The organism is Hominimerdicola alba, from assembly GCF_900112155.1.
GTDB classification, from domain to species: domain Bacteria; phylum Bacillota; class Clostridia; order Oscillospirales; family Ruminococcaceae; genus Hominimerdicola; species Hominimerdicola alba_D.
The window spans coordinates 1-22,656 of the sequence record NZ_FOKQ01000049.1; the positions used below are offsets into that span (position 1 = coordinate 1).

The 22,656-nt window shown below is 44.1% G+C and carries 19 protein-coding genes, 1 tRNA gene and 1 other RNA gene; 11 read left to right on the plus strand and 10 right to left on the minus strand.

What is annotated here, in order from left to right; genetic code table 11:
* Positions 1-343 precede the first annotated feature (343 nt).
* Entirely contained in the window at positions 344-1,129 is a 786-nt protein-coding gene (locus tag BM265_RS17125; protein ID WP_074963195.1) for a hypothetical protein, read from the minus strand.
* Between the two features lie 404 nt (positions 1,130-1,533).
* The gene (gene fsa / locus BM265_RS17130) at positions 1,534-2,181 is read right to left on the minus strand and encodes a fructose-6-phosphate aldolase (RefSeq protein ID WP_024856976.1); all 648 of its coding nucleotides are present in this window, start codon (positions 2,179-2,181) and stop codon (positions 1,534-1,536) included.
* 659 nt (positions 2,182-2,840) lie between these two features.
* Between fsa and BM265_RS17135 the strand changes: the two genes are divergently transcribed.
* The 7 genes from BM265_RS17135 (at position 2,841) to BM265_RS17165 (ending at position 10,896) form a co-directional block, all read left to right on the plus strand.
* Positions 2,841-4,595 (plus strand): GGDEF domain-containing protein, encoded by a 1,755-nt coding sequence (locus tag BM265_RS17135; protein ID WP_074963196.1) that lies wholly within the window; start codon positions 2,841-2,843, stop codon positions 4,593-4,595.
* A gap of 30 nt (positions 4,596-4,625) precedes the next feature.
* The gene (locus BM265_RS17140; RefSeq protein WP_074963197.1) at positions 4,626-6,917 is read left to right on the plus strand and encodes an EAL domain-containing protein; all 2,292 of its coding nucleotides are present in this window, start codon (positions 4,626-4,628) and stop codon (positions 6,915-6,917) included.
* Positions 6,914-7,591, plus strand: a complete 678-nt coding sequence (locus tag BM265_RS17145; protein ID WP_074963198.1) for a class I SAM-dependent methyltransferase — start codon at positions 6,914-6,916, stop codon at positions 7,589-7,591. The genes BM265_RS17140 and BM265_RS17145 overlap by 4 nt, the downstream gene beginning before the upstream one ends.
* Positions 7,592-7,624: 33 nt before the next feature.
* An RNA gene (gene rnpB / locus BM265_RS17150) (RNase P RNA component class A) lies at positions 7,625-7,970 on the plus strand.
* Positions 7,971-8,223: 253 nt separating this feature from the next.
* Complete coding sequence (locus BM265_RS17155) at positions 8,224-9,165, plus strand: hypothetical protein (RefSeq protein ID WP_074963199.1); 942 nt, start codon at positions 8,224-8,226, stop codon at positions 9,163-9,165.
* 16 nt (positions 9,166-9,181) lie between these two features.
* A complete protein-coding gene (locus BM265_RS17160; protein WP_074963200.1) occupies positions 9,182-9,619 on the plus strand; it encodes a CBS domain-containing protein in 438 nt (145 codons plus the stop codon).
* Between the two features lie 35 nt (positions 9,620-9,654).
* Positions 9,655-10,896, plus strand: a complete 1,242-nt coding sequence (locus BM265_RS17165) for a D-alanyl-D-alanine carboxypeptidase family protein (protein WP_074963201.1) — start codon at positions 9,655-9,657, stop codon at positions 10,894-10,896.
* A 156-nt stretch (positions 10,897-11,052) separates the two neighbouring features.
* Here BM265_RS17165 and BM265_RS17170 read toward each other — a convergent pair whose 3' ends face one another.
* Entirely contained in the window at positions 11,053-13,668 is a 2,616-nt protein-coding gene (locus tag BM265_RS17170) for a cation-translocating P-type ATPase (protein ID WP_081358514.1), read from the minus strand.
* 347 nt (positions 13,669-14,015) lie between these two features.
* Between BM265_RS17170 and BM265_RS17175 the strand changes: the two genes are divergently transcribed.
* Both BM265_RS17175 and BM265_RS17180 read left to right on the plus strand, forming a co-directional pair.
* On the plus strand, positions 14,016-14,570 hold the full coding sequence (locus tag BM265_RS17175; protein ID WP_074963202.1) for a YybS family protein: 555 nt from the start codon (positions 14,016-14,018) through the stop codon (positions 14,568-14,570).
* Between the two features lie 21 nt (positions 14,571-14,591).
* Positions 14,592-15,359, plus strand: coding sequence for a TVP38/TMEM64 family protein (locus BM265_RS17180; RefSeq protein WP_074963203.1), 768 nt, complete (start codon positions 14,592-14,594; stop codon positions 15,357-15,359).
* 46 nt (positions 15,360-15,405) lie between these two features.
* Here the strand turns inward: BM265_RS17180 and BM265_RS17185 are convergent, their stop codons facing one another.
* On the minus strand, positions 15,406-15,873 hold the full coding sequence (locus BM265_RS17185; protein ID WP_074963204.1) for an S-ribosylhomocysteine lyase: 468 nt from the start codon (positions 15,871-15,873) through the stop codon (positions 15,406-15,408).
* 12 nt (positions 15,874-15,885) lie between these two features.
* Positions 15,886-16,611: a 5'-methylthioadenosine/adenosylhomocysteine nucleosidase gene (locus BM265_RS17190; RefSeq protein WP_074963205.1), complete on the minus strand. Its 726-nt coding sequence runs from the start codon at positions 16,609-16,611 to the stop codon at positions 15,886-15,888.
* Between the two features lie 283 nt (positions 16,612-16,894).
* Here BM265_RS17190 and BM265_RS17195 point away from each other — a divergent pair, with 283 nt between their 5' ends.
* On the plus strand, positions 16,895-18,127 hold the full coding sequence (locus BM265_RS17195; RefSeq protein ID WP_074835157.1) for a DUF4317 domain-containing protein: 1,233 nt from the start codon (positions 16,895-16,897) through the stop codon (positions 18,125-18,127).
* Positions 18,128-18,197: 70 nt separating this feature from the next.
* Here the strand turns inward: BM265_RS17195 and BM265_RS17200 are convergent, their stop codons facing one another.
* From BM265_RS17200 to BM265_RS17220, 5 genes are all read right to left on the minus strand, one after another.
* Positions 18,198-18,590, minus strand: coding sequence for a pyridoxamine 5'-phosphate oxidase family protein (locus tag BM265_RS17200; RefSeq protein ID WP_074963206.1), 393 nt, complete (start codon positions 18,588-18,590; stop codon positions 18,198-18,200).
* A gap of 45 nt (positions 18,591-18,635) precedes the next feature.
* The gene (locus BM265_RS17205; protein WP_013498253.1) at positions 18,636-18,878 is read right to left on the minus strand and encodes an RNA-binding S4 domain-containing protein; all 243 of its coding nucleotides are present in this window, start codon (positions 18,876-18,878) and stop codon (positions 18,636-18,638) included.
* 53 nt (positions 18,879-18,931) lie between these two features.
* The gene (locus tag BM265_RS17210; protein ID WP_013498254.1) at positions 18,932-19,210 is read right to left on the minus strand and encodes an HU family DNA-binding protein; all 279 of its coding nucleotides are present in this window, start codon (positions 19,208-19,210) and stop codon (positions 18,932-18,934) included.
* 50 nt (positions 19,211-19,260) lie between these two features.
* A complete protein-coding gene (gene mazG, locus BM265_RS17215; RefSeq protein ID WP_074963207.1) occupies positions 19,261-20,073 on the minus strand; it encodes a nucleoside triphosphate pyrophosphohydrolase in 813 nt (270 codons plus the stop codon).
* Between the two features lie 186 nt (positions 20,074-20,259).
* Complete coding sequence (locus BM265_RS17220) at positions 20,260-21,957, minus strand: oligosaccharide flippase family protein (protein WP_074963208.1); 1,698 nt, start codon at positions 21,955-21,957, stop codon at positions 20,260-20,262.
* 130 nt (positions 21,958-22,087) lie between these two features.
* Between BM265_RS17220 and BM265_RS17225 the strand changes: the two genes are divergently transcribed.
* Positions 22,088-22,171: transfer RNA gene (locus tag BM265_RS17225), tRNA-Leu, on the plus strand.
* Positions 22,172-22,656: the final 485 nt, after the last annotated feature.

Consider the following 22,656-nt stretch of genomic DNA (forward strand, 5'->3'; position numbering starts at 1 on the left):
AGCCGTAGATGAGTATCTTCATCATGATATCCTCGGGTATGGCGCCATTCCACTTGCTTACTATCGTGTATTCTTCTTTTTGATAGATCTCATCTATAACATTGCTCAATACTCTGACAGTTGAGCTTTCTTCGATGTAGATCTCATAATTCATGTTAAGACGCACTTGACAATTTCTCATTTTTGTGGTACAATCCTTTCGTTGGTTTAATGGTTTTTGCAATTATATTATACCACAAAAAGAAGAGCTTGGCACTGTGCCAGGCTCTTTTTCTTTGTTGGGGCTGCAACAGCCCCTTTTATTATTGTTCAGATTAATGTTTTACTGTAAAAGCAGTGCAGATCACTCAGCAGCTTCTTCAACAACAGCAGCGCCATCATCAACAGCTACAGCATCAGTGTTATCTGTCCAGTCCTTAAGTTCAGGAAGCTCAATAGTTACTTCCTCAAAAGAATAATCGGTGATCTTAGTGGTCTGTACCATATCATATGTGGTGTACTCGATGCTTTCGGGACAAGTGCTGTCCTCATTATAGAAATACTTGAAAACAGTAGCATTTCCATCCTCTTCATTTGTAGCAACAAGACCGGTGAACATATCGGGAGCATAGTACTTCTCACAGATCATGCCGTCGTCTGTCTTTTCGCTGCTTACAAATACATAGTCAGATTCGATACCCATTGTGTACATAGCGGGATCAACGTTCAGATACATCTCAGTGGGATTTTCATCCTTGTAATACACATTCTGGGTGTAGTCAAGAACGTACATAACACCGTCGATAACGAAAAGGTCATTACGAACTTCGCCCTCTTCAATGATAAGATGGTAGTTATCACCATTCATCTCAACAGTGGTAGTTGAATCCTCAAATTCATCAGAAGAAGTTACCATTGTAAGCTTGAACTTCTTATCCTTGAGGGAATCATAGAAAGCCTTTGTACGGGTGGTCTCTGCAGTAACATCAGAAAAATCATCCTTGGTATCTGTTTCAGCTTCGGTAACAACAGCATCGCCGTTCTTGGAAGCCTTGCTGTCCTTATCATCGGAGTCTTTCTTTTTGCCGCAGGAAGCGAAGATAGCGCAGGAAAGAGTCAGTGCGCAAACAATTGCTATATACTTTTTCATTATACATTTCCTTTCTTGAATAAAATATACAATTCTTGGATATAAAGATACAATAGCATTGTACCACAGTACAGCTTGCTCGTCAATAGCACTTTTGACCAATTTTTCTACCTATCTTAACATTCAAAGTGGACATTTTCTAGCGAAATGACCATTTTATGGGACTCATATTAATAAAAAATTACGAATAAAAAGAACAAAACAGCCGAAATAGCTCTCGGCTGTCTGTCAGAAGGAATATATAATATGAAATAAAAGGAGAATGGAAAGCATTTCTCATTGTTCGGGTTCCGCAGACAAGGCGCTCAGCGGGGTAGAACTGTCGCCTTGCCAGGGTGTACCGGAATACCCGAGATTAGAAAATAAGGTGGAAATTGGAGTATATTCATTCCATGATGAATGCTCTACTTATTGGGAACAGTCTCCCAATCCTTAAGAAAACGCTCAATACCGTTGTCAGTCAGAGGATGCTTGATCATCTGTCTGATAACACCCATAGGAACAGTTGCTATATCACAGCCTGCTCTTGCAGCGTCAACAACGTGTATGGGATTTCTGATGGATGCAGCAATGATCTCGGTCTTGATGCCCTGTACAGAGAAGATATCAGCTATCTCCTCGATAAGATCCATACCGGTCATGCCTATATCATCAAGTCTGCCCAGGAAAGGTGAAACGTAGGTAGCACCTGCGTTTGCAGCAAGTATAGCCTGTGCAGCGGAGAATATCAGTGTTACATTTGTCTTTATGCCCATTTCGGTCAGCCTCTTGCAGGCTTTAAGACCTTCAGCGCACATAGGCAGCTTGATAACGATATTTTTATGTATTTTGGAAAGAGGTATAGCCTCTTCTACCATCTTGTCAGCTTCAAGAGAGATGACTTCTGCGGAAATAGGTCCATCAACTATCTCAGTGATTTCCTTGACTACTTCTTCAAATACTCTTCCCTCTTTAGCAATAAGAGAAGGATTGGTGGTAACGCCGCAAATAACACCAAGTGATTCTGCTTCTCTGATGTCATCAACGTTAGCTGTATCAACAAATAACTTCATATTAATTTCGTCCTTTCGGTTAATGAACTGTTTTATTTTCTGATATTATTATACCGCTGAACCAATGATAATTCTATTCATTTTTTGCTTATGTATAAATAATAATTGCGATTATTTTTTTATTGTTTAAAATCGACAATTGAGCCCTGATACATGGATTTTTCCGCAAAAACGCAATATTTGAAAGTTCACGCGCAATAAATGATAAGTGAATATATTTTGATATCAGTTATAATAAAACCGCCTAAAATAACAATTTTTGAATAAGCAATTAATGCTATGATATATTATAAAAGTATCATTTGCATTATACTTTTGATATAATAAAGTAGTCTGTTAAAATCAACTTACCATAATTTATATGTACATTTGTGATTTTCGATAATTGAAAATCAGTCTGATATTTGAAAAATAAAACAGCACAACGATACGGATAATGTAAAGTCGTGCAGACTTGTGATATATTTTCTATTTATTTAGTGTAAGTCCCAACACAAATCGCCCTGGCGTCATTAACAGAATCCACATTTTCGTTTCAGAATATCTTTACAATTCATAAAAAATGTGATATAATATAAAATAATATTGTATGTTGTGAATAGTTAATGTCAATATTTACCTATTCATTCTGCAAATATCACACGGAGGTAATCATCATAATGAACAGTGAACTGATCTACGGCAGGATAGCTGACGCTTTGCTGTGCGACTATTCAAGCGTTTACTACGTTAATGCAATCACAAACGAATATGTTTCCTATGCTATGGACCCGGAATTCAGGTCACTTAAGACAAGTTTCGAGGGCGAGAATTTCTTCGAGCAGCTGAAGATCGATGCTGCCCGTGTGGTTCACGAGGACGATCAGCCTATCTTTACCGAACATCTGCAAAAAGAAAACCTCTTGGAAGAGATGAAAAACAAAACCATGAAGAACATCGTTTACCGCCTTATGATAGACGGTAAGCCTGTTTACCACTCTCTCAGGCTGATACACGGGAAAAGCACTGACGATCAGTATTTCATACTTGGCGTTACAAATGTCGATAAAGAGGTTAGAATGGAGCTAGAAGCTGAAAGGCTCAGCAAAGAGAGAAAGATATACAATCAGATAGCCCAGAGCCTGGCTTCTTATTATGATACTATATATTATGTTGATGCAGAGAACGACAGCTATATGGAGTTTTCTTCCAGCACCGAATATGACGAACTGGATATCGCCAAAAACGGCTTGAAGTTTTTTGATGAATCCCAGAGAAATACACTGAGGGTGATACACCCCGATGACAAAGACCTTGTCCTTAGTGTTCTCAGGAAAGAGTATATCATATCCAAGCTTGAAAACAAAAAATCTTTCAGCATAAAATACCGCCTTTTCCTCGGCGGAACATACAAGTATTCCCGACTATCAGTAATGTGGTCAAGTGACAGGACGCATTTCATCATAGGTGTCGAGAATATCGACGAGCAGATGAAAAAGGATATCGCCAGCCGTGAGCTTGAAAAGAAAAGCAAGACTTTCAGCCAGATACTCAATTCTCTGGCTTACAGATATGACTCGATATACTATGTTGATATAGGTTCGGGTGCGTATTCTCTGTACAGCGCAACAGGTGAATCGGGTTCGCTGAAGATAATCAAAAACGGCGATGATTTTTTCACCGATGCGCCAATACTTATAAAAAAGGTAGTTTTCGAGCAGGACTCGGAAACTGTTGCGAAGACCCTTGAAAAAGTAGAACTGTTGGAAAGACTGAACAATACAGATTCATTCTCGCTGATATACCGTCAGCTGATAAACGGCAGCTACAGCTATGTTAGCCTGCGTGTGGCATGGGCAGAAGACAAATGCCATATCATAATAGGTATAGCTAACATCGACGATCAGATGAAGCGCGAGAACAAATACAAAAGTGAACTGATCTCAGCCACAGAAAAAGCAATGAACGACGAGCTGACAGGTGTTAAGAATAAGAACGCCTATCAGGAGACCGAGCGCACCCTGCAGGACGGCATTGACAGCGGAAACAGCCAGCCTTTTGCCGTGCTTATCTGCGATCTTAACGATCTGAAAGTTATAAATGATAATCAGGGGCATAAAGCAGGGGATGAATATATCCGTTCTGCCTGCCGGCTGATCTGCTGCATATTCGCTCACAGTCCCGTATACCGCATAGGCGGAGATGAATTTGCCGTAATACTCAGAGATAATGACTACGCTCATAGAGAGGAGCTAATATCCGAGCTTCGAAGAAAGGTACTTGAAAACTGCAGCAAAGAAAATGCACCCGTACTGGCATCGGGGCTTGCGGAATACGAAGCCGATCTTCACAAAAAAGTATCGGAAGTATTCGAGCTGGCTGACAGCAGAATGTATGCCAACAAAAAAGAACTCAAACAACTTTCTCACGGATAGATACACCTTAATAAAGCGAGGTGATGATTTTTGATCAATTTCAGAATAGCTTTTTCATTCATATTCACACTTGTGGCAACAGGTCTGGGGATATGTGCTTTTCAGGCTTACAGATCCACAAAATCTACAGGCAAAGCAGTATCATTTCTCGATGCATCGCTTATCCCGCCACTGTTGGGAAATCTGATAATAATCGGCGCTCACACCGAGACCTTAGCTAAAGTCGGTTATTATTTATACTTTCTTGGAATGGATCTGATGGTGCTGGCGCTTGTGAACTTCACATCAGCTTACTGCAGCGTGACAGGCAAACACAAAACTCCTTTAAAACAGATTATCGTTCTTTTATGCATTGACACAGTTCAGATGCTGATGAATCCTTTTTTAGGTCATGCCTTCGATGTAGAACCTGTATATGTTCAGGGTTCGGCGTATTACAGTCTTATCCCTTATATAGGACAAAGTTTTCACAGGATAGTTATCTACACAATAATGGGTGCGACTATGATGATCTTCCTTGTAATGACGATCAGAATGCCCAGGATTTACAAGGAAAAATACCTTGTGATACTTATAACGATGATAGTCACCACACTGTGGCAGACTTTCTATATATTCTCACGAACACCAATCAACCGTTCGATGATAGGTCTGGGAATATTCGGACTGCTTGCATATTACTTCTCGCTGTTTTACAGACCCCTCAAGCTTCTTGACCGTATGCTTTCAAATATCGCCTCGGATATGCCCGAAGCACTGTTCGTTTTTGACCCGAATTTCAACTGCATATGGATCAATGAAACCGGGCTTAAACTCACTCAGCTTGGCACGAAAGACCTTGAAAAAGTATCAGAAAAACTGGAAGACATATTCGGAACGATACAGCACAGCAAGGACGTATGGGAGGCAAACAAAGTCATAGCCACAGGTGAAAGCAAGCGGTATTATACCATTACACTCAGGTCTTTCAATGACAGCGCCCAGAAGCTGGCAGGCTCTTTCCTGACGATACGCGATACCACGGAAGAACAGAACAAAATCCGCGCAGAACTTTACCGTTCGAACCATGACAGCCTGACAGGGCTTTATACCAAAAACTGCTTTTATGAGCAGATACACAAGACCTTACGCGAAAACGAAAACACGAGATATTATGCCATATTCATTGATATCAAGGATTTCAAGATAATCAACGATATATTCAGCATGGCATTCGGCGACCGTGCTCTCATCCAGCTTGCTGACGTAATTCGCTCATTCATGTCTCCACGATGTGTTTACGGCAGACTTGGCGGTGATACTTTCGGCACTTTTATGCCTAAAGAAGAATTCAAAGCAGATGAAGTTGACAAAGCACTTTCAAACTTCATTGTAAGGGACGGTCAGGTTGAGTACCATATTCTTGTTCATATGGGTGTTTATGAGCTTTCCGATGAAGATTCGGACGTGCCGATGATGTTCGACAGAGCACACCTCGCCATATCCACAATAAGCGATGATTATAACACACATATCGCCTATTATGATAAAAAGCTCCGTGAACAGGTGCTGTGGGATCAGCAGATATCTGCATCTCTGACAGAAGCGATAGAAACCATGCAGCTGAGACCCTATCTCCAGCCTATCGCAGATGTTAAGGGCAACGTCATAGGTGCTGAAGCTCTCGCAAGGTGGATACATCCCGAAAAGAGCTTTATGCCGCCATCTTCCTTTATACCTGTTTTTGAAAAGAACGGTATGATAGTTGAACTGGACAAGCATATGTGGAGATGCGCCTGCAGTATTTTGCAAAAATGGAAAGACAGATTCCCCGGAATGTTCATATCCGTGAATATCTCGCCGAAGGATTTCTACTTTACCGACGTAGTTTCGGATATAATGTCTCTTGTAAAAGAATACGGTATCTCCCCTGCTGATTTAAGGATAGAGATAACCGAGACCATTATGATGACCGATGCGGAAGAGAAAATGAAGCTTCTGGCAAAATTCAGGGAAGAGGGCTTTATCGTCGAGATGGACGATTTCGGCAGCGGATATTCTTCGCTTAACCTGCTGAAAGATATGCCTGTTGACGTGCTGAAGATAGACATGAAATTCCTGTCATCAACGGATAACAAAAACCGTTCGGAAACAATAGTACGGAATATCCTGCGGCTGACAAATGAGCTGGGAATCGATTCCCTGACAGAGGGAGTAGAGACCGAGGTGCAGTATGAAAAGCTTTCTCAAATGGGCTGCAAGATGTTTCAGGGATACTATTTTGCGAAGCCTATGCCTGTAGAGGAATTTGAAGCTTTCGCATCAAAAGGAGCAGAAAAATGAACCAAAAGAACAAAACTCCATTCAAAGCGGCGGAGTACGATATGAATGTGAGAAAAGTGATACCGATGTACGATATCATCTACGACCAGATATTCGACTTGATAAAGACAGTTTTCCCGAATAAAAAAATTGCATTGCTGGATACCGGCTGCGGCAGCGGAAATCTCGGGGTGCGAGCAGTAAAAGACCTTGAACTTTCGGACCTTGTGCTGTGTGACCCATCACAGGATATGCTGAATGTGGCGAGATCAAAGGTCACAGGTAATAACTGTAAATTCATACAGATAGGTTCTGAAAATCTTGACTATGAGGAGTGCTTCGATATTGTGACCGCTATACAGTGCCACGGATATTTTGACCGCGAGGGTCGGGAAAAAGCAGTGAAGAACTGCTTTCGTGCGCTGAAAAATGGCGGACTGTTCATATGCTTTGAGAACACTGCGCCATTTACAGAAACAGGCAGAGATATAATGCTCAGCCGCGTGGAAAATTTCGGCAGGAATGCTGGCAGGAGCGAGGAGGAAGTAAAAGCTCACAGTGCAAGATACGGCACGGATTTCTTTCCGCTGACGATACGGGAACATATGGAGCTGCTTAATAAAACAGGATTCTCCAGCGCCGAGATTTTCTGGCATTCCTATATGCAGAGCGGGTTCTATGGTATCAAGCGTTGACAAATCTTTTGAAATATGTTATGATATCATCTGTGAGCATACTATACGTCAGCGGAAGCGGCAACGCTTATGAGGAAAGTCCGGGCATCACAGAGCAGGATAGCTGATAACGTCAGCCGAGGGCGACCTCCGAGCCAGTGCAACAGAGATATACCGCCGCAGAAATGCGGTAAGGGTGGAAAGGCGGGGTAAGAGCCCACCGGAGTGACAGAGATGTCACTGCCATGTAAACCTTATCCGATGCAACACCAATGGCGGCAGAATGGTCAATGGCTGCTCGTCAGACCCGAAGCCGTAGGTGGCTTGAGCTGTGCGGCAACGTACAGCCTAGATAGATTGACGTACACGACAAAACCCGGCTTACAGGTAAGCTCATGCCCCGCTTCGGCGGGGTTTTTTTATGCCACATAAACTTGAAAACAGCTGGGACTTCGACATATTGATCACATAAACTCCAAAACAGAAGACTTGCCATATCCTGTTATGGATATTTGCGGGGCAAAAAATTGTCCTTTTAACTAAATTTGGCAAGGGTTTAACGCTAAAATTTCACTTGACATAAGGGGTGTCGGGGTGTATAATTAATATGTGCATCTGTGGGAACAACCATTTGACGCGAAAGGAAATGAACAATGAAGATTTATAAGCTCGCCGCTGTGCTGACAGCTGCAGTGCTGGCATTTTCGTGCACAGCTTGCAGTAAGAAAAATAGCAAGAAAAGCAAATCGGCGAAAAAACATAAAACAAGCAGTATCATTACTGACGAAAGTGCTTCGGACGAAATAGTTACTGACGGTGAGGCTGATTCTGTCACTTCGCAGGACGGTGTGCATATCAAAAAAGCTTACGACCTTCTGAAGAGCGATCAGTACCGTATAGACCTGACGTATACCGATGCTTCGGGAAATACGACCGAGATAACAAGGCTCAAAGACGGTGATAACTATTACGAGCTGCAGACCAACGAGATCGGAACCAGCGGTTTTATAACCGTTGACGGAACATCTTACGATTTCGACAACGTATGCGGTATTTATCGCAAAAAGAATTCGACTGTCCCCGTAAGTGTTATCGAAACTGTTTTCGAACAGGATCTTCCTGCTACTGATACACATATAAATTCCGAGGACGCAAAGATCTATGATGTGGAGGAATACACCTACACAGGCGGATCTTACATAACAGTCATGGATTTTTACTTCGATAAAGAAACCGGGCTTCCAGCCAAGTATACTACTACCTATATGGTAGAGGCTGTGAACGGCGATGAAGGCATGACCGAGACAAGGACCATCAATGAGATATCATACGGTTCCGAAGACGAATTGCTGACCACTGACGGTCAGACCAAGACTGTTGACAAATCCGTGTTTAATCTGTCGTTCTTATCCGGTCTTGTGGATTTCGGAGTGATGACCCCCGAACAGAAGCTGGGCTACTGCCAGGCTATATTCGTAACCAGCGGTGTAAGCGCTGAAGAGCTTTCTTCTGCTGCAATGAATGACGAAAAACTGAAAAATATATCCTATGAGGAACTGACTTCGCTGGTATACACCTACGGAGACAAAATCTGAGAGGGATCCCGATATAATGAATATCTTGAAATTATTGCACCCAAAGGCGTGCATAGAATATCTTTACAATGACTGCACTGCAAGGCAGACCCTTGAAAAAATGAAGAACCACGGTTATTCCGCCGTGCCCGTAATCGACAGAGAGGGCAGGTTCGTCAAGACCGTATCCGAGGGCGATTTTCTGAGGTTCATGGTGGAAAAAGGGTTGTATGATATCCGCGAGATGGAAAACTTCCCGCTGGAAAAGATACCGCCTAAAGTCAATATGCGACCCGTGAACGTCTCTTCAACGGTGGAGGATCTGATACTTCTGAGCATGGATCAGAACTTTGTCCCCGTTATCGATGACAGAGGGATCTTCATCGGTATCGTCACCAGAAAGGACATACTGGGTTATTGCTATCAGACCATCATGGAGCAGGACAGCAGCGAAACTACGACCGAAGAGGTTTAAAATAACAGAATTACTGAAAGGAATGGTAAGGAGAAATGAAGAACAGTAACCGTAAGGGCGGCGCCGCAGTTGTCGCTCTGCTGGTAATGATCATCATCGTGGCTGTAAGCTGCGCACTGATGGTAGTTACAGGCAGAAAGACGATCAAACCCAACGAAAGTGTGAGCGCACCGGTATCCGAATTGGATGACAGCACCACCACAGAAGAGGAAACCATCAGCGTAGACGATCTGGCAGATCTTATCCCAGAACCTGCGCCCTCGATGCTACCGACTAAATCAGACAAATATGAAACAGTAAATCTTAAAGATATCACCTGTTCGACAGGCGTTCTGCTGGACAGCGAATCCAACGAGATACTGGCAGGTGTGAATTACGACAAGAAGATCTATCCTGCATCTCTTACAAAGCTCATGACCCTTCTGGTAGCTGTTGAAAATATCGATGATATGAACGCTAAGTACAAGTTCACCAAAAAGGACATCGAACCCCTGCAGGAAGAAAACGCAAGCTGTGCAGGCTTCGTAGCTGGCGATGAAGTTACTATGGAAGATCTGCTTTATGCAGCTATCCTCCCCAGCGGCGCTGACGGAACTCTCGGTCTTGCAAATGCTATCGCAGGCAACGAGAAGAACTTCGTAAAACTGATGAACGACAAGGTTGCAGAGCTTGGTCTTACCGATACCAATTTTGCAAATGCAAGCGGTCTGCACCACAAGCAGCACTACACCACAGCTCAGGATATAGCAGTTATCACAAGAGCCTGCATGGAAAACAAGACCTGCCGCAAGGTGCTCTGCACAAAGACATGGACAACCAAGCCCACAAAGGAATATGAAGACGGCATCGAGCTGGACAGCATCTTCCACTCACGTTTTGACGGCTACTTCGTAGACGTTGATCAGGACGGCAGCGGTGACGCTAAGATCCTCGGCGGTAAGACAGGCTTCACAGATGAAGCAGGCTACACCCTCGCTACTGTAGTTGAGTACAACGGCAAGGAGTATATCGCAGTTACCACCAAGAGCGATACATACATCGATTCAGTTGAAGATTCCATTCTCATCTTCGAGAACTATCTGCCCGGCGCAGTCGGCACTCCCGATGACCGCAAGGATAAGGAAGAAGATACCGACAGCAGCAGCGACGAATCTGAGGAAGAAGAGAACGAAGGTACATTCATCACCCTCAAGGAAAAGGACAACAGCAGCAAGAGCGATGATGATGACGATGATAGTTCATCAAGACCCGTACCCGACGAGGACGTTGAAGCTTAAAAAATATTTGTCCGAGGACTGATGTTCTCGGACATTTTTTATCTATAAACTTCGGCTTAACCAAGAACGATCACAATAAAACGAGCAGCAATACCTGTTATGCAGGATTGCTGCTCGTAATTATTTTCATATTGCAGTTATTTCTAATAAATCACGTTATGCTTTCTTCAACTTTTTCACAAGCAAAACGATTTCATGTGCTACAAGGGGCATAATCGAAAGTATCAGAACAAATCCCCACATAGCTGCTGTCATCTTAACAGTGCCGAAGATGTTTCTGAAGAACGGTATCTCGGTAACTGCAAGCTGACCGATGATTCCTACCGCAAAGGCAAGTATCATTATCTTGTTATCAAGGTGGTTGAATTTGAACAGTGATGTTTCGGTATCACGCATTCCTATGGCATGGAACAGCTCGCATACAGCAAGTGTGCAGAATGCAAGTGTCTGTGACTGCATAAGTGTATGCTTATCGGAAAAGCTGTCGATGATATTTTTAAGTGTGCAGCTTGTGCCTGCTGCTGAAAGTTCTTTGATAGGTGTGTACAGGAAAGCTATCAGTGTTACTATAGCGATGATTATACTATATAGTCCCACCTTGAAATATCCGCCGTCTGCAAAAATTGATTCTCCGTTCTTGCGGGGCTTTTTGTTCATTACATCGGAAGAAGAGTTGGGGTCAACACCAAGTGCAAAGCAAGGAAGAGAGTCAGTCAGCAGGTTTATCCAGAGTATATGCACTGCTTTAAGAGGAGCTGCAAAACCTGCGGCGATAGCGGCGAACATTACTACCACCTCGCTGATATTTGAGGAAAGTGCGAAAAGTATGGACTTCTTTACGTTCTCGTAAATGTTTCTGCCTTCCTTGACAGCCTTTTCAATGGTGGTGAACTTGTCATCCTGAAGAATGATGTCAGCTGCGCCCTTTGCAACGTCAGTGCCTGTGATACCCATAGCAACACCAACATCTGCGGCTTTCAGAGAAGGAGCGTCGTTAACGCCGTCGCCTGTCATGGAAGAGATATTGTTGTTAGCCTGGATAGCCTTAACTATCTTTACCTTATGCTCAGGGGAAACTCTGGCGAATATGGACAGTCCCGAAACTCTGTCACGGAGTTCTTCGTCGGTCATATCGTCAAGTTCATGACCCATTACGCACTCATCCGGTCTTTCGGCTATACCCAGCTTTTTAGCGATAGCAAGGGCGGTATCCTTGTGGTCGCCTGTTATCATGACTGTCTTGATACCTGCGCGCTTGAATGTCTTTATAGACTCAACAACTTCGGGTCTTTCGGGGTCTATCATACCCACCATACCGATAAAGGTGAGTCCCTGTTCAACAGCGTCCCTGTTGTCTTCGCGAACAGCAAGAGAGAGAACTCTCAGTGCTTCAAATGACATTTCGGACATAGCATTTGAAATAAGGGTCATGTCCTCGTTTGTTATCTCGCGGACAGTGCCGTTTACTCTGATGTGGGTACATCTGGTTAGAAGTTCATCGGTGGAACCCTTTGTATATGAGAGTATCCTGCCGTCTTCTGTGGTGTGAACAGTGGTCATCAGCTTTCTGTCAGAGTCAAAAGCCTTCTCGTTGATACGGGGTGTTGCCTTTTCTGTAACAGACTTTTCGATGCCGTATCTCTTGGCAAAAGCCACAAGAGCTGTCTCTGTGGGGTCGCCGACTTCTGTGCCATCGGATGCGATGGAAGCATCATTACAGAGCATGAAACCCTTTATCAGTGTGTCATGAGCATCTTTATCGAGAGTATCGAGGTTGATGTACTCACCGTTCTCGAATGCCTTTACAACGGTCATTTTGTTCTGAGTAAGTGTGCCTGTTTTATCGGAACAAACATAGCTTACCGCGCCGAGTGTCTCAACTGCGGGCATATTTTTCACTATGGCATTTATCTTAGCCATTCTCTGCATACCCAGAGCAAGCACTATGGTAACGATAGTGGGGATACCCTCGGGGATAGCCGCTACCGCAAGAGAAACAGCTGTCATAAGAAGTTCCAGCTTTTCTCTGCCTTGAATGATACCTATAATGAACACAATAGCGCATATCACGATAACTGCGATACCAAGTGTACGGCTGAGTTCGTCCATGCCCTTCTGGAGAGGCGATGGCTTTTCTTTTTCCTGTCCTACCATATCGGCTATCTTGCCTATCTGTGTATCCATACCGGTATGGACAACTTCACCGATGCCTCGTCCGTAAGTTGCAACAGTAGTCATGTATGCAAGGTCAAGGCGGTCGCCTATGCCTGTCTTATCATCGGGAACAAAGTTCTCGTCCTTCTCTACGGGGACAGATTCGCCCGTAAGTGCCTTTTCATCCATCATCAGACGTGCTGTTTCAAGAAGCTTCAGATCCGCCGGGACCTGTTTACCTGCTTCGAGGACGACAATATCGCCCACGACAAGTTCTTCAGATGATATCTCTTTGGTCTCACCGTCACGGATAACAGTGGCTTTCAGCACCGACATTTTTTTCAGTGCATCGAGGGCTCTCTGCGCTTTGCCCTCCTGTACAACACCTATTATAGCATTGGCTATAACTATAACGAGCATGATCACCGCTTCGCCGTAATCATGGAGTATAATCGAAATGATGATAGCCGCACCGAGGATAGCATTTGTAAAATTGAGGATCTGTGCAAGGAACATCTGCAATACTGTTTTTTGCTTCTCCTCCTTCAAACAGTTGCGTCCGTTTTCAAGCAGACGTTTTTCGGCTTCTGCCTGGGTAAGCCCGTTAAATTTACTCATGGCTGTATTTTTACTCCTTTTCTGATAAATATTATACACTATCTTTTTAATTATACACCATCGTTCAAAAACTGTCAATATCAAAACGGATATATAAAAAAATTTAAATCCTAATTCCGCTATATTCCTGCAATTGTTGAGCTATTCCCTTCGCTGACTATACATCGATAAAGCGCTAAAAAGCACAAAATACGAGCTATAATGACCCGGGGTTGCTTTTTGGACATTAATATGTTATAATTTAATAAGGTGATAAACCGTCCGATGAATGACAGACAGCACCACCGATAATACTAATGCGAGGAGAGTTTGCATGGGCGATATTTCAGGCATATGCAAAATGATATATGAGTAAACATAAAAACAGCACCACAGCCTTTCGTGTGGCACTGGGCGGCATATGTGCGGCAGTTTGTCTGCTGCTGATGTTCAGCAGTTCTTTCCTGCCGGGACTAAGCTATGCCATACCCGTGTTTGCGGGAGTGCTTATGGTTGTGATGATAGTTGAAACTGACAGTAAATGGGCGATAGCTGATTACTGCGCGGTAAGTCTGCTGTGCATATTCATAACGCCGAATTTTGAGGCTTCCCTGCTGTTCATACTGTTCATGGGCTATTACCCGATATTGCAATTCTGGCTTTCAAAAAAGAAAAGCAAGCTGTTCCAATGGATAGTCAAACTGACAGTTTTCAATGTAGCGATAGTGATATACTACAATCTCTTCAAGTTCATATTTGTATCTGTGGATATGCTTGAGGGCACAGAGTTCCTGGGAAAATACGCACTGCCTCTCCTGTGGGCTGAAGCGCAGATATGTTTCCTTGTGTACGATAAATTCCTGTCGCTTACAATAGACGTTTACATCAACTGGTTCCGCAAAAAGATACTGCGGAGAAAATGATCTGTTTTGGAGATAAGCAGAATGAATGAAGAAAATACACAAAATATCACGGAGGAAACAGAAGGCGAAAAAACCGACCTCCATGAACACAGAAAACGACGAAACAAACGGCGTGTGCAGATAGTCACGGTGATAGTGATACTTGCATTGCTGACGGTAGCAACGCTTGTATCAATCCCACTTGTAAAGGCACTTCGTACCGAAGAGGGCATGGACAAGCTGAAAGAAACGCTTGAAACAAAGTATTCAGGATTCGAGAGTATGATGATATTCACGCTGATACAGGCTGTTCAGGTGATAATCGCAGTTATCCCGCCTGTTCAGATAATCGGCGGTGTACTGTTCGGCTGGTTCATAGGATTCCTGCTATCCTTCGGTGGAACGATGCTTGGCACCTTCGTAATATTCATGATGGTCAGCAAATTCGGTAAACCGCTTGTAGAAGCTTTCGTCGATGAAAAGCATCTGACGAAATACAAGTTCCTGCAGGACGAAAACAAGCTGATAAAAGTTCTTGTGATACTCTACCTTATACCGGGCGTTCCAAAGGATATAATATCCTATATCGTGCCGCTGATCAAGGTCAAGCGCAGAGATTTTTTCTTGTATGTAATGCCATGCCGTATCCCTGCGATACTGATGTCCACAACACTGGGTAGCAATGCAATAGACGGAAATTTCAAGACCGCTCTCTGCATAGTATTCGCAGCAATAGTACTTGCAATATTCGGCTTCCTGTTTAAAGACCCGATCGTTGAAAAGCTGAACAAGCACAAACACAAGTCATAAAACAAGGCACTATCAAAAACGATAGTGCCTTTTATAATGCATAAAATTACTTGGGGTAAACAAATCTCTTGTTCTCGGTAAGATCATCGAGATAGCGTTTGATGTAATACTTAGCCATATTCAGGTTCTGCTCGGAGTAGTTTCCGCACTCCTCAGGCTTTGCGCCTGGGATATCGCCCTCAAAATCCAGAATGAACTTGCACATATCTACGATAGTTTCATAAACGCTCTCAGAGGTCTGAGCACCGAAGAAGATCACATAGAAACCGGTGCGGCAGCCCATAGGTCCGAAGTAGACTATATCGTCCTTGACGGAACAGCTGCGAAGGAAAGTGGCGCCAAGATGCTCAATAGTGTGCATGGCAGGGGTATCCATAACAGGCTCGCGGTTAGGAGCAGTCATTCTCATATCAAAAGTTGTTGTCACGGCCTCGCCTTTGCAGTCTCTGCGGGAAACGTAGAGTCCGGGGAAAAGGTCAAGGTGATTAACCTGAAAGCTTGCAATAAGTTCCATAATTATCCTCCTTTAGTTCTTCTCAGCGCCAAGCTTTTTAAGAAAGCTGACCAGTATATCCAGCTCAGCCTTTGCAGCTTTTGCAAGGGAATGAGCGTAATCGTTGTGTGAATCGTCGTCGCCGTTATCGGAGACGGTTCTCAGTACGCAGAAAGGCACCTCGTTAACATAGCATACATGACCTATGGCACCGCTCTCCATCTCACAGATAATAGCGTTGAATTCGCTCCTGAGTTCATCTCTCTTAGCACTGCTGTTAACAAAGCAGTCACCCGATGCAATAACGCCTTTTTCGCACCTGACACCAAGTTCATCAGCGGAAGAAGTAAGCAGATCAACGCAGTGAGTGTCACAATCGAAATACACCTTGTTTATGCCCGAGATAAGGCCCTTGGGATCACCGAAAGGAGTGGTATCCATATCGTGCTGAACAACCGCCGAAGCGATACCTGCATCGCCGATATCCAGCTTGTCAGTCAGCGAACCGCCGACACCTGCATTTATAATGACATCGGTCTTGAAAGTTACTATCATAGCCTCAGCGCAGATAGCCGCAAAAACTTTGCCTATGCCGCATACAGCAGCAACTACGTTCATGCCGAAAAGTTCACCATAGACAAACTCTATACCGCTGACTGTATAAGTGCTGCCGTCTTTAAGCAGTCCTTTTATTGCATCGACTTCGGGCTTCATAGCACCGATAACGCCGACTGTATAAAGATCCTTGTTTTTAAACATGATAACCTCCGTAAAAATGTAAACATCGCAGCGGCAGTCCCCTGCCGAAAACCTGCAAACCAACGAAAATATTATATCACATCTCGCCCCCAAAGTCAATCATCACAGATAGAACCATGCTGTTTAAGAAAAAAATATCCCCCGCACTTGACAAATCAGATGAAATGTGCTATATTATTATATGGCGGAAACCATTGGGCGAATGGTTTTAAGGCGAGGACAAATTATAGGATAGAGGGCTGCTGCGTGGCGGCCCTCTTTTCTCTTAAACGGAGGTACATAAATGAACAAGAAGGAAATAGCCGAGATCAAGAAAAATTTCAGCGACGACTGCAATTTCTTTACGATAAATCGCGTCGTTACAGCATTTGTTGATGCAGAAAAAAACATAAAATGCAAGACCAACCAGCTTTACAACATCATGCCACAGGACGAAAGCGAGCTTATCCTCGCGAACCTGAAAAAGACACTCAGCGGCAAGATAGGTTCAAATCTGCTGGAATATCCTTTTCCTAAGAATGCAATACTTGAAGGCGGCCAGCAGCAGTTTCTGTGGGGGGTGCTGAAAAGCAAGCTTGCAGATGAAGAGATAGTTGACAACTTCCTGAATACCATAGTTGAAAAGGTGGAGTATGTTTCGACCTACAGCATATTCACCGCCCACTGCACTTACTCGGTGCTGAAAAAGACCAAGATGGACGAGATAGACGAGGACAGCGATTCTTCTGACTACAGCTTCATAATCACTGCTATATGTCCTGTAAATCTGCGTATAGACGGTCTTATCTACAACGAGGAGCAAAACGCTATCGCCAAGAAAGAAAGCACCGACAGGATAATAGAACTGCCTACGGACGGCTTCCTGTTCCCGCTTTTCAATGACCGTGCTCCCGATGTGAACGGCGTGCTTTATTACACAAAGAACGCAAAAAAGCCCAACACTTCCATGATAGAGGAATTGCTTGGCTGTGAGTTCACCATGACGGGTCAGAACGAAAAGGAGGTTTTCCACTCCATACTCGGAAAAGTTGTGGGCGATGAACTTGATTACAACATGATAACCAAGGTCAACGACAAGATACAGAATTACATCGACCAGACCTCTCACGAAACTGAGATAGCCACCATCGACAGCCAGAAAATGAATTCCATACTGTGGGAAGCAGGCGTAAGTCAGGAAAAGCTTGCCGACCTTGACAGGGTATTCGAGCAGGCTACAGATAAAAAGCCCCTTACCGCTGTGAACCTTGTGGAAACAAAGACTGTTGTTTCAGTGCCCAGCATAACTGTGAATATCGGTAAGGGCGGTGCTGACAAGGTCAAGACCCAGATGATAGGCGGCAGAAACTGCCTTGTGATCGCTCTTGATGATCCCGAGATATCAATAAACGGTCTTGAGATGCGCTTTGTGGACAAAAAGCCTGCAAACGCTCCAGCACAGCCTGCACCCGCCGAAGAAATGCCACCCGCACCCGTGAGTGACACTTCCGATGACGACAATGCAGCACCTTTCTGACAAAAAACACAAACCGCAGGAACACAAATTCCTGCGGTTTTTCGCATTATTCAGAATAGTTCTCTATCCGTCAGATATTCTCGGGAGGAGCGCCGAATGAATACTTGATACACTCAGGTTCCTGAAGTTCCAGAACCTCAAAAATACCGTCACCCACACTGTACAGACCGCTTACCTGAGGGCACTGCTCCAGAAAAGCCGCTCTGACTTCGTCACTGTCAAGATTAACAACATCAGCTGTGAGCCTTATCCACTCCATCTCACCGCACATACCGCTTATCTCAACCCTGCTGTGACGCATCATTTCCTTGAAGCACTTCTTCTGGTTGCTTGTACAGATACAGGTCTTTCCGTCGATCTCAGCCACCGCACCAAAAGGACGCACATGGGGATCTCCGTTAGAATCGGTAGTTGCAATGTAGAACACGCCTACCTTTTTCAGCATTTCTGTAATTTGTTTCATTCAAAACACCTCCGTTTATTTTATCAGATAATTCATCTGATATTATCAGCCTATAACTTCGTAATTCTCAGCAGCGTTTTCCTTTTTAACGTATTCGGTAACATTAAGCACCTTTACCTTGATAGGACGCTGACCGAGACCGATCTCAATGATATCGCCGATCTTCACATCATACGAAGCCCTCGCAACCTTGCCGTTGACCATTATCCTGCCCTCATCGCAGGCTTCATTTGCAACGGTGCGGCGCTTGATTAGTCTTGTGACTTTAAGATATTTATCTAACCTCATGAGTCCTCCTAAAAATAAAAGGCGGACAATCTGCCCGCCTTAAAAAGCATATATTACTTCTTGTCAACGACTGCCTTGAGAGCGCTGCCTGCCTTGAATGCGGGTACCTTTCTTGCAGGAACGTCAACAGGAGCCTTGGTAACAGGGTTCATAGCTACCTTAGCAGCTCTGTCTCTAACCTCGAATGTACCGAAACCAACGAGAGTAACCTTCTCGCCATTCTCCAGAGCGCCAGTAATGGAATCAAGAACTGTTGCCAGAGCCTTGTCAGCCTCCTTCTTGGAATAGCCGCCCTTCTCTGCGATAACATTGATAAGTTCTGCCTTGTTCATTTTTTAAAACCTCCAAAAATTTTTATCCTTAACGAACAATTGCTTATTCATTAATTTCCTTTATATGAGTACAGCTCTTCGGCTGATACTTCCGCTATATCTGCGCTGTGCTTTTCAAGATCTTCAAATCTCTTTACAAAGCTGTTGCAACTGTCCGCCAGACATTCCTCAGCATCACAGTCGAGTCTTCTTGCAAGATTTGAGCACAGGAAAAGCAGCTCGCCTATCTCACCTGAAGCGTCCTCTTCTTTCTGATCTGCCAGCTTAACTCTGTTAAGTGCGGACTCGATAGCCGCATACAGATCAAGCTCAGTGCCGTCCTCTTCGGACTTTTCAAAATCCACCCCTGCCCTTGCAGCTCTCTTGCCGAGCTTCTGCGAACGCATAAGTGCGGGGAAATTCTTTGGAACGCTCTTCAAAGTGTCTGTGAAGCTCTCCTGTCCCTTGGTATCCTTTTTGATGGAATCCCAGTTGCTGAGCACCTTGTCAACGGTATCCGCCTGAACATCGCCGAATACGTGAGGGTGACGGATTATCAGTTTCTGACAAAGCTCGGTGATAACATCTTCAAGTACGAAATGATCTTTCTCATCTTCAAGTACCACATGGAATATCACCTGTAAAAGTACATCGCCAAGTTCCTCCCTCATCATCTCGGGAGAATCAAAGTCGATAGCCTCCATGACTTCATAAACTTCTTCAAGCAAATCCTTTTTTATACTGCTGTGAGTCTGCTCCTTATCCCACGGACATCCCTTCTCCTGATCACGCAGGACCGTTACCAGATCAACAAGATCATCCATGTTGTAGCGCTCCTTTTTAGGAAGGCTCTCAATAAGTTCATCAACAGACTTTTTTTCCAAAACACTCACCTCACAGCCCGCTCCCCCGATATCATCTCACAGGGGTGCTTTAATATAATACCTCAATTTAGGAAAAAATGCAAGTGATTTTTTCAATTTTTTTTGAAAAAACTCCGTTTGCATTGTTTTTCGGCATTTCGCACAAGTTTTTTTATAAATAAAGTACAAAAATTACTCTTGACAAACCTATCCTGAGACCCCGAAAGGGGCGCTTTTTTCGGCTTTGCGTGACCTTATCACAGCTTTCGCCACGATACTGTCATCAAATAAAAGTGCAAGTGCTGTCATACAGACCACTCCCCCGCCTAAAATGCCACCTGCAGTGCAGAGTTTTTCACCTATATCTAGTTTACTAAGCGAATCGCAAGAAAGCCTTGCTGATACCGCACACATTATTCCCGCATACAACGTTTTTAAACACAGCTTTATGATGCCTATCTCAGACACCATCAACCTGCTTATGGTGACAAGTGCGGCGGCGCATACAAAAACACTCCGAACAAGTTCGGAAACTGCCGCACCGTTAAGTCCCCAAAGCGGTACAAGTGCGATATTCAGCCCCAGTTTTATCGCCGCTCCAGACAGCATTATAATCGTAACGCGAGATGGTTTTCCAAGCGCCTGAATGACCGTAAAACATGGCAGTGCCATCGCACAGCAAATAACTGATATCCCAAGTATCATCAAAGGCTGCTGTGCTGCAATACATTCAAGTTTTCTCCCTGAAAACAACAAAGAAAGTACCTCTGAAGACATGGCAGAAATCCCAAGTCCGCATGGTATAGCGGCGGTGGCTGAAAGCGTAAGCATACGTCTCAGATCTCGCGTAAGTCCTGATTTATCATTCTTGGCTAGGCTTTCGGTAATTGAAGGTAAGGCGCTTTTACCAAGCATAGCAGTCAGAGTAGGCACAAGACCGTAAAGCATAACAGCAAGTCCCTCGTATGAGCCGTACAAAAAATTCGGGAGTTCACTTTTTGAAATCTCGGCAAATGCAACATAATTCTGTGGAAACCTGCTTATCGCCAGACCAAGACACTTCGGCAGTGTCAGCATATCAAGCATACCCGTGATAGTAGTGACCACTGATGCTGCAGCTATCGGGAATGAAAGCAACACCAGTTCTTTTGCATGATATCTGCGACTTTCGGTGACAGGGTCGGCTGAAATCATTTCATCGGTCAGACCATCGCCGTGAAATGCGGTAAACAGCACTATACCCACACAGGCAAGGCAGGAAGCCGCCGTTGAACCAAGCACTGCACCTGCCGCAATAAATGGCAGTGCCGCTTGTTCTGCCTGTGATGCAGTTTCACATACTATCCCGAAGACTGCACCGCTTTGCAAAAAGCTTTCTTCCGCCATATTCTTTATGTAAACCGCCAGCCCAAGACCAAGAGCCAACCTGAAAACAGTTTCAGCTATTTCCGAAACTGCTGTGGGCAGCATATTTCCAAGACCTTCATAGTATCCCCTCTCGACATTCATTACGCCGCAGAAAAGTACCGAGGGTGCAAGACAGTACAGCGCATAACGAACGCTTACGTCACTTGTGCCAAACCATACCACCGCATACAATCCCATGCAGGCGGTAAGACCCGTAAGCGTGTATACGATCAGAGCAGTGCGCCTTTGCCGCCTGAGGTCTGCATACCTGCCAAGCGCCGATCTTTCAGCTGTAAGCTTTGCCATGGCAGGACATATCCCCGCCGCTGCAAGTGCGAATACAGGTGTGAACACCGAAAACGCCGCGGAGAAATATCCCATTCCTGTTCCGCCAAGTATGTTCGCCAGCGGAACTTTGTAAACAAGCCCCAGCACCTTTGTTACCGCCACCATTCCCACCAGTATGGCACTGCCTTTCAGAAAGCCTTGTTTTTTCATAACCTACCCCCTGTTTTACGGATATTCTGCTTCTTCATACTATGCCTAAAAACACATATTTATGTCTTTGCGCGAAATTTGTATTTTATACTTGACAAACTGTTCACAATATGATATAATTATTTAGTAAGCCGCTGTGGTGGAATAGGCAGACACAAGGGACTTAAAATCCCTCGCTGGCGACAGCGTACCGGTTCAAGTCCGGTTAGCGGCATTTTAAATGGAATGTCGATTTTTCGACATTCCATTTTTTTATTCCGACACAAAAGGTCTTTATCCAGCGTATCAAGCAACATGATAAATCATAACAGTTAAAGTTCGGTAAGATACACCAAACAGCAAAAGGCTCAGCATAAATGATATAATCCCCTGTTACAATATAATTGACGGGTAAAACCTTGCACACCGGTAAGGATTTACACGTACTTGTTACTTAAGCTATAATGAAAGCAGTAATTGGAATGACGATAATCCCCTTGGGACAGAGTGCCCGCATCTAAGACTGTCATCCATGCTTTCATTATAGCGTTCGTTTTATGCAGGTTGAGCCACAGTATGTGCGTTCGTGTCACCAAACAGATTGAATAGGTAATGAGTAAAGTGTGGTTTGCCCGATTACAATTTCAATTCAGGAGATGTATTTATTATGAACGCAGTAGGTATTGATGTTTCCAAAGGTAAGATTACCGTTGCTGTACT

Bases quoted from the DNA above. Each gene is read 5' to 3' on its own strand.
- BM265_RS17125 (WP_074963195.1), bottom strand. From the start codon at position 1,129: ATGAAAAAGTATATAGCAATTGTTTGCGCACTGACTCTTTCCTGCGCT.
- fsa (WP_024856976.1), bottom strand. From the start codon at position 2,181: ATGAAGTTATTTGTTGATACAGCTAACGTTGATGACATCAGAGAAGCA.
- BM265_RS17135 (WP_074963196.1), top strand. From the start codon at position 2,841: ATGAACAGTGAACTGATCTACGGCAGGATAGCTGACGCTTTGCTGTGC.
- BM265_RS17145 (WP_074963198.1), top strand. From the start codon at position 6,914: ATGAACCAAAAGAACAAAACTCCATTCAAAGCGGCGGAGTACGATATG.
- BM265_RS17155 (WP_074963199.1), top strand. From the start codon at position 8,224: ATGAAGATTTATAAGCTCGCCGCTGTGCTGACAGCTGCAGTGCTGGCA.
- BM265_RS17160 (WP_074963200.1), top strand. From the start codon at position 9,182: ATGAATATCTTGAAATTATTGCACCCAAAGGCGTGCATAGAATATCTT.
- BM265_RS17165 (WP_074963201.1), top strand. From the start codon at position 9,655: ATGAAGAACAGTAACCGTAAGGGCGGCGCCGCAGTTGTCGCTCTGCTG.
- BM265_RS17170 (WP_081358514.1), bottom strand. From the start codon at position 13,668: ATGAGTAAATTTAACGGGCTTACCCAGGCAGAAGCCGAAAAACGTCTG.
- BM265_RS17175 (WP_074963202.1), top strand. From the start codon at position 14,016: ATGAGTAAACATAAAAACAGCACCACAGCCTTTCGTGTGGCACTGGGC.
- BM265_RS17180 (WP_074963203.1), top strand. From the start codon at position 14,592: ATGAATGAAGAAAATACACAAAATATCACGGAGGAAACAGAAGGCGAA.
- BM265_RS17185 (WP_074963204.1), bottom strand. From the start codon at position 15,873: ATGGAACTTATTGCAAGCTTTCAGGTTAATCACCTTGACCTTTTCCCC.
- BM265_RS17190 (WP_074963205.1), bottom strand. From the start codon at position 16,611: ATGTTTAAAAACAAGGATCTTTATACAGTCGGCGTTATCGGTGCTATG.
- BM265_RS17195 (WP_074835157.1), top strand. From the start codon at position 16,895: ATGAACAAGAAGGAAATAGCCGAGATCAAGAAAAATTTCAGCGACGAC.
- BM265_RS17200 (WP_074963206.1), bottom strand. From the start codon at position 18,590: ATGAAACAAATTACAGAAATGCTGAAAAAGGTAGGCGTGTTCTACATT.
- BM265_RS17205 (WP_013498253.1), bottom strand. From the start codon at position 18,878: ATGAGGTTAGATAAATATCTTAAAGTCACAAGACTAATCAAGCGCCGC.
- BM265_RS17210 (WP_013498254.1), bottom strand. From the start codon at position 19,210: ATGAACAAGGCAGAACTTATCAATGTTATCGCAGAGAAGGGCGGCTAT.
- BM265_RS17220 (WP_074963208.1), bottom strand. From the start codon at position 21,957: ATGAAAAAACAAGGCTTTCTGAAAGGCAGTGCCATACTGGTGGGAATG.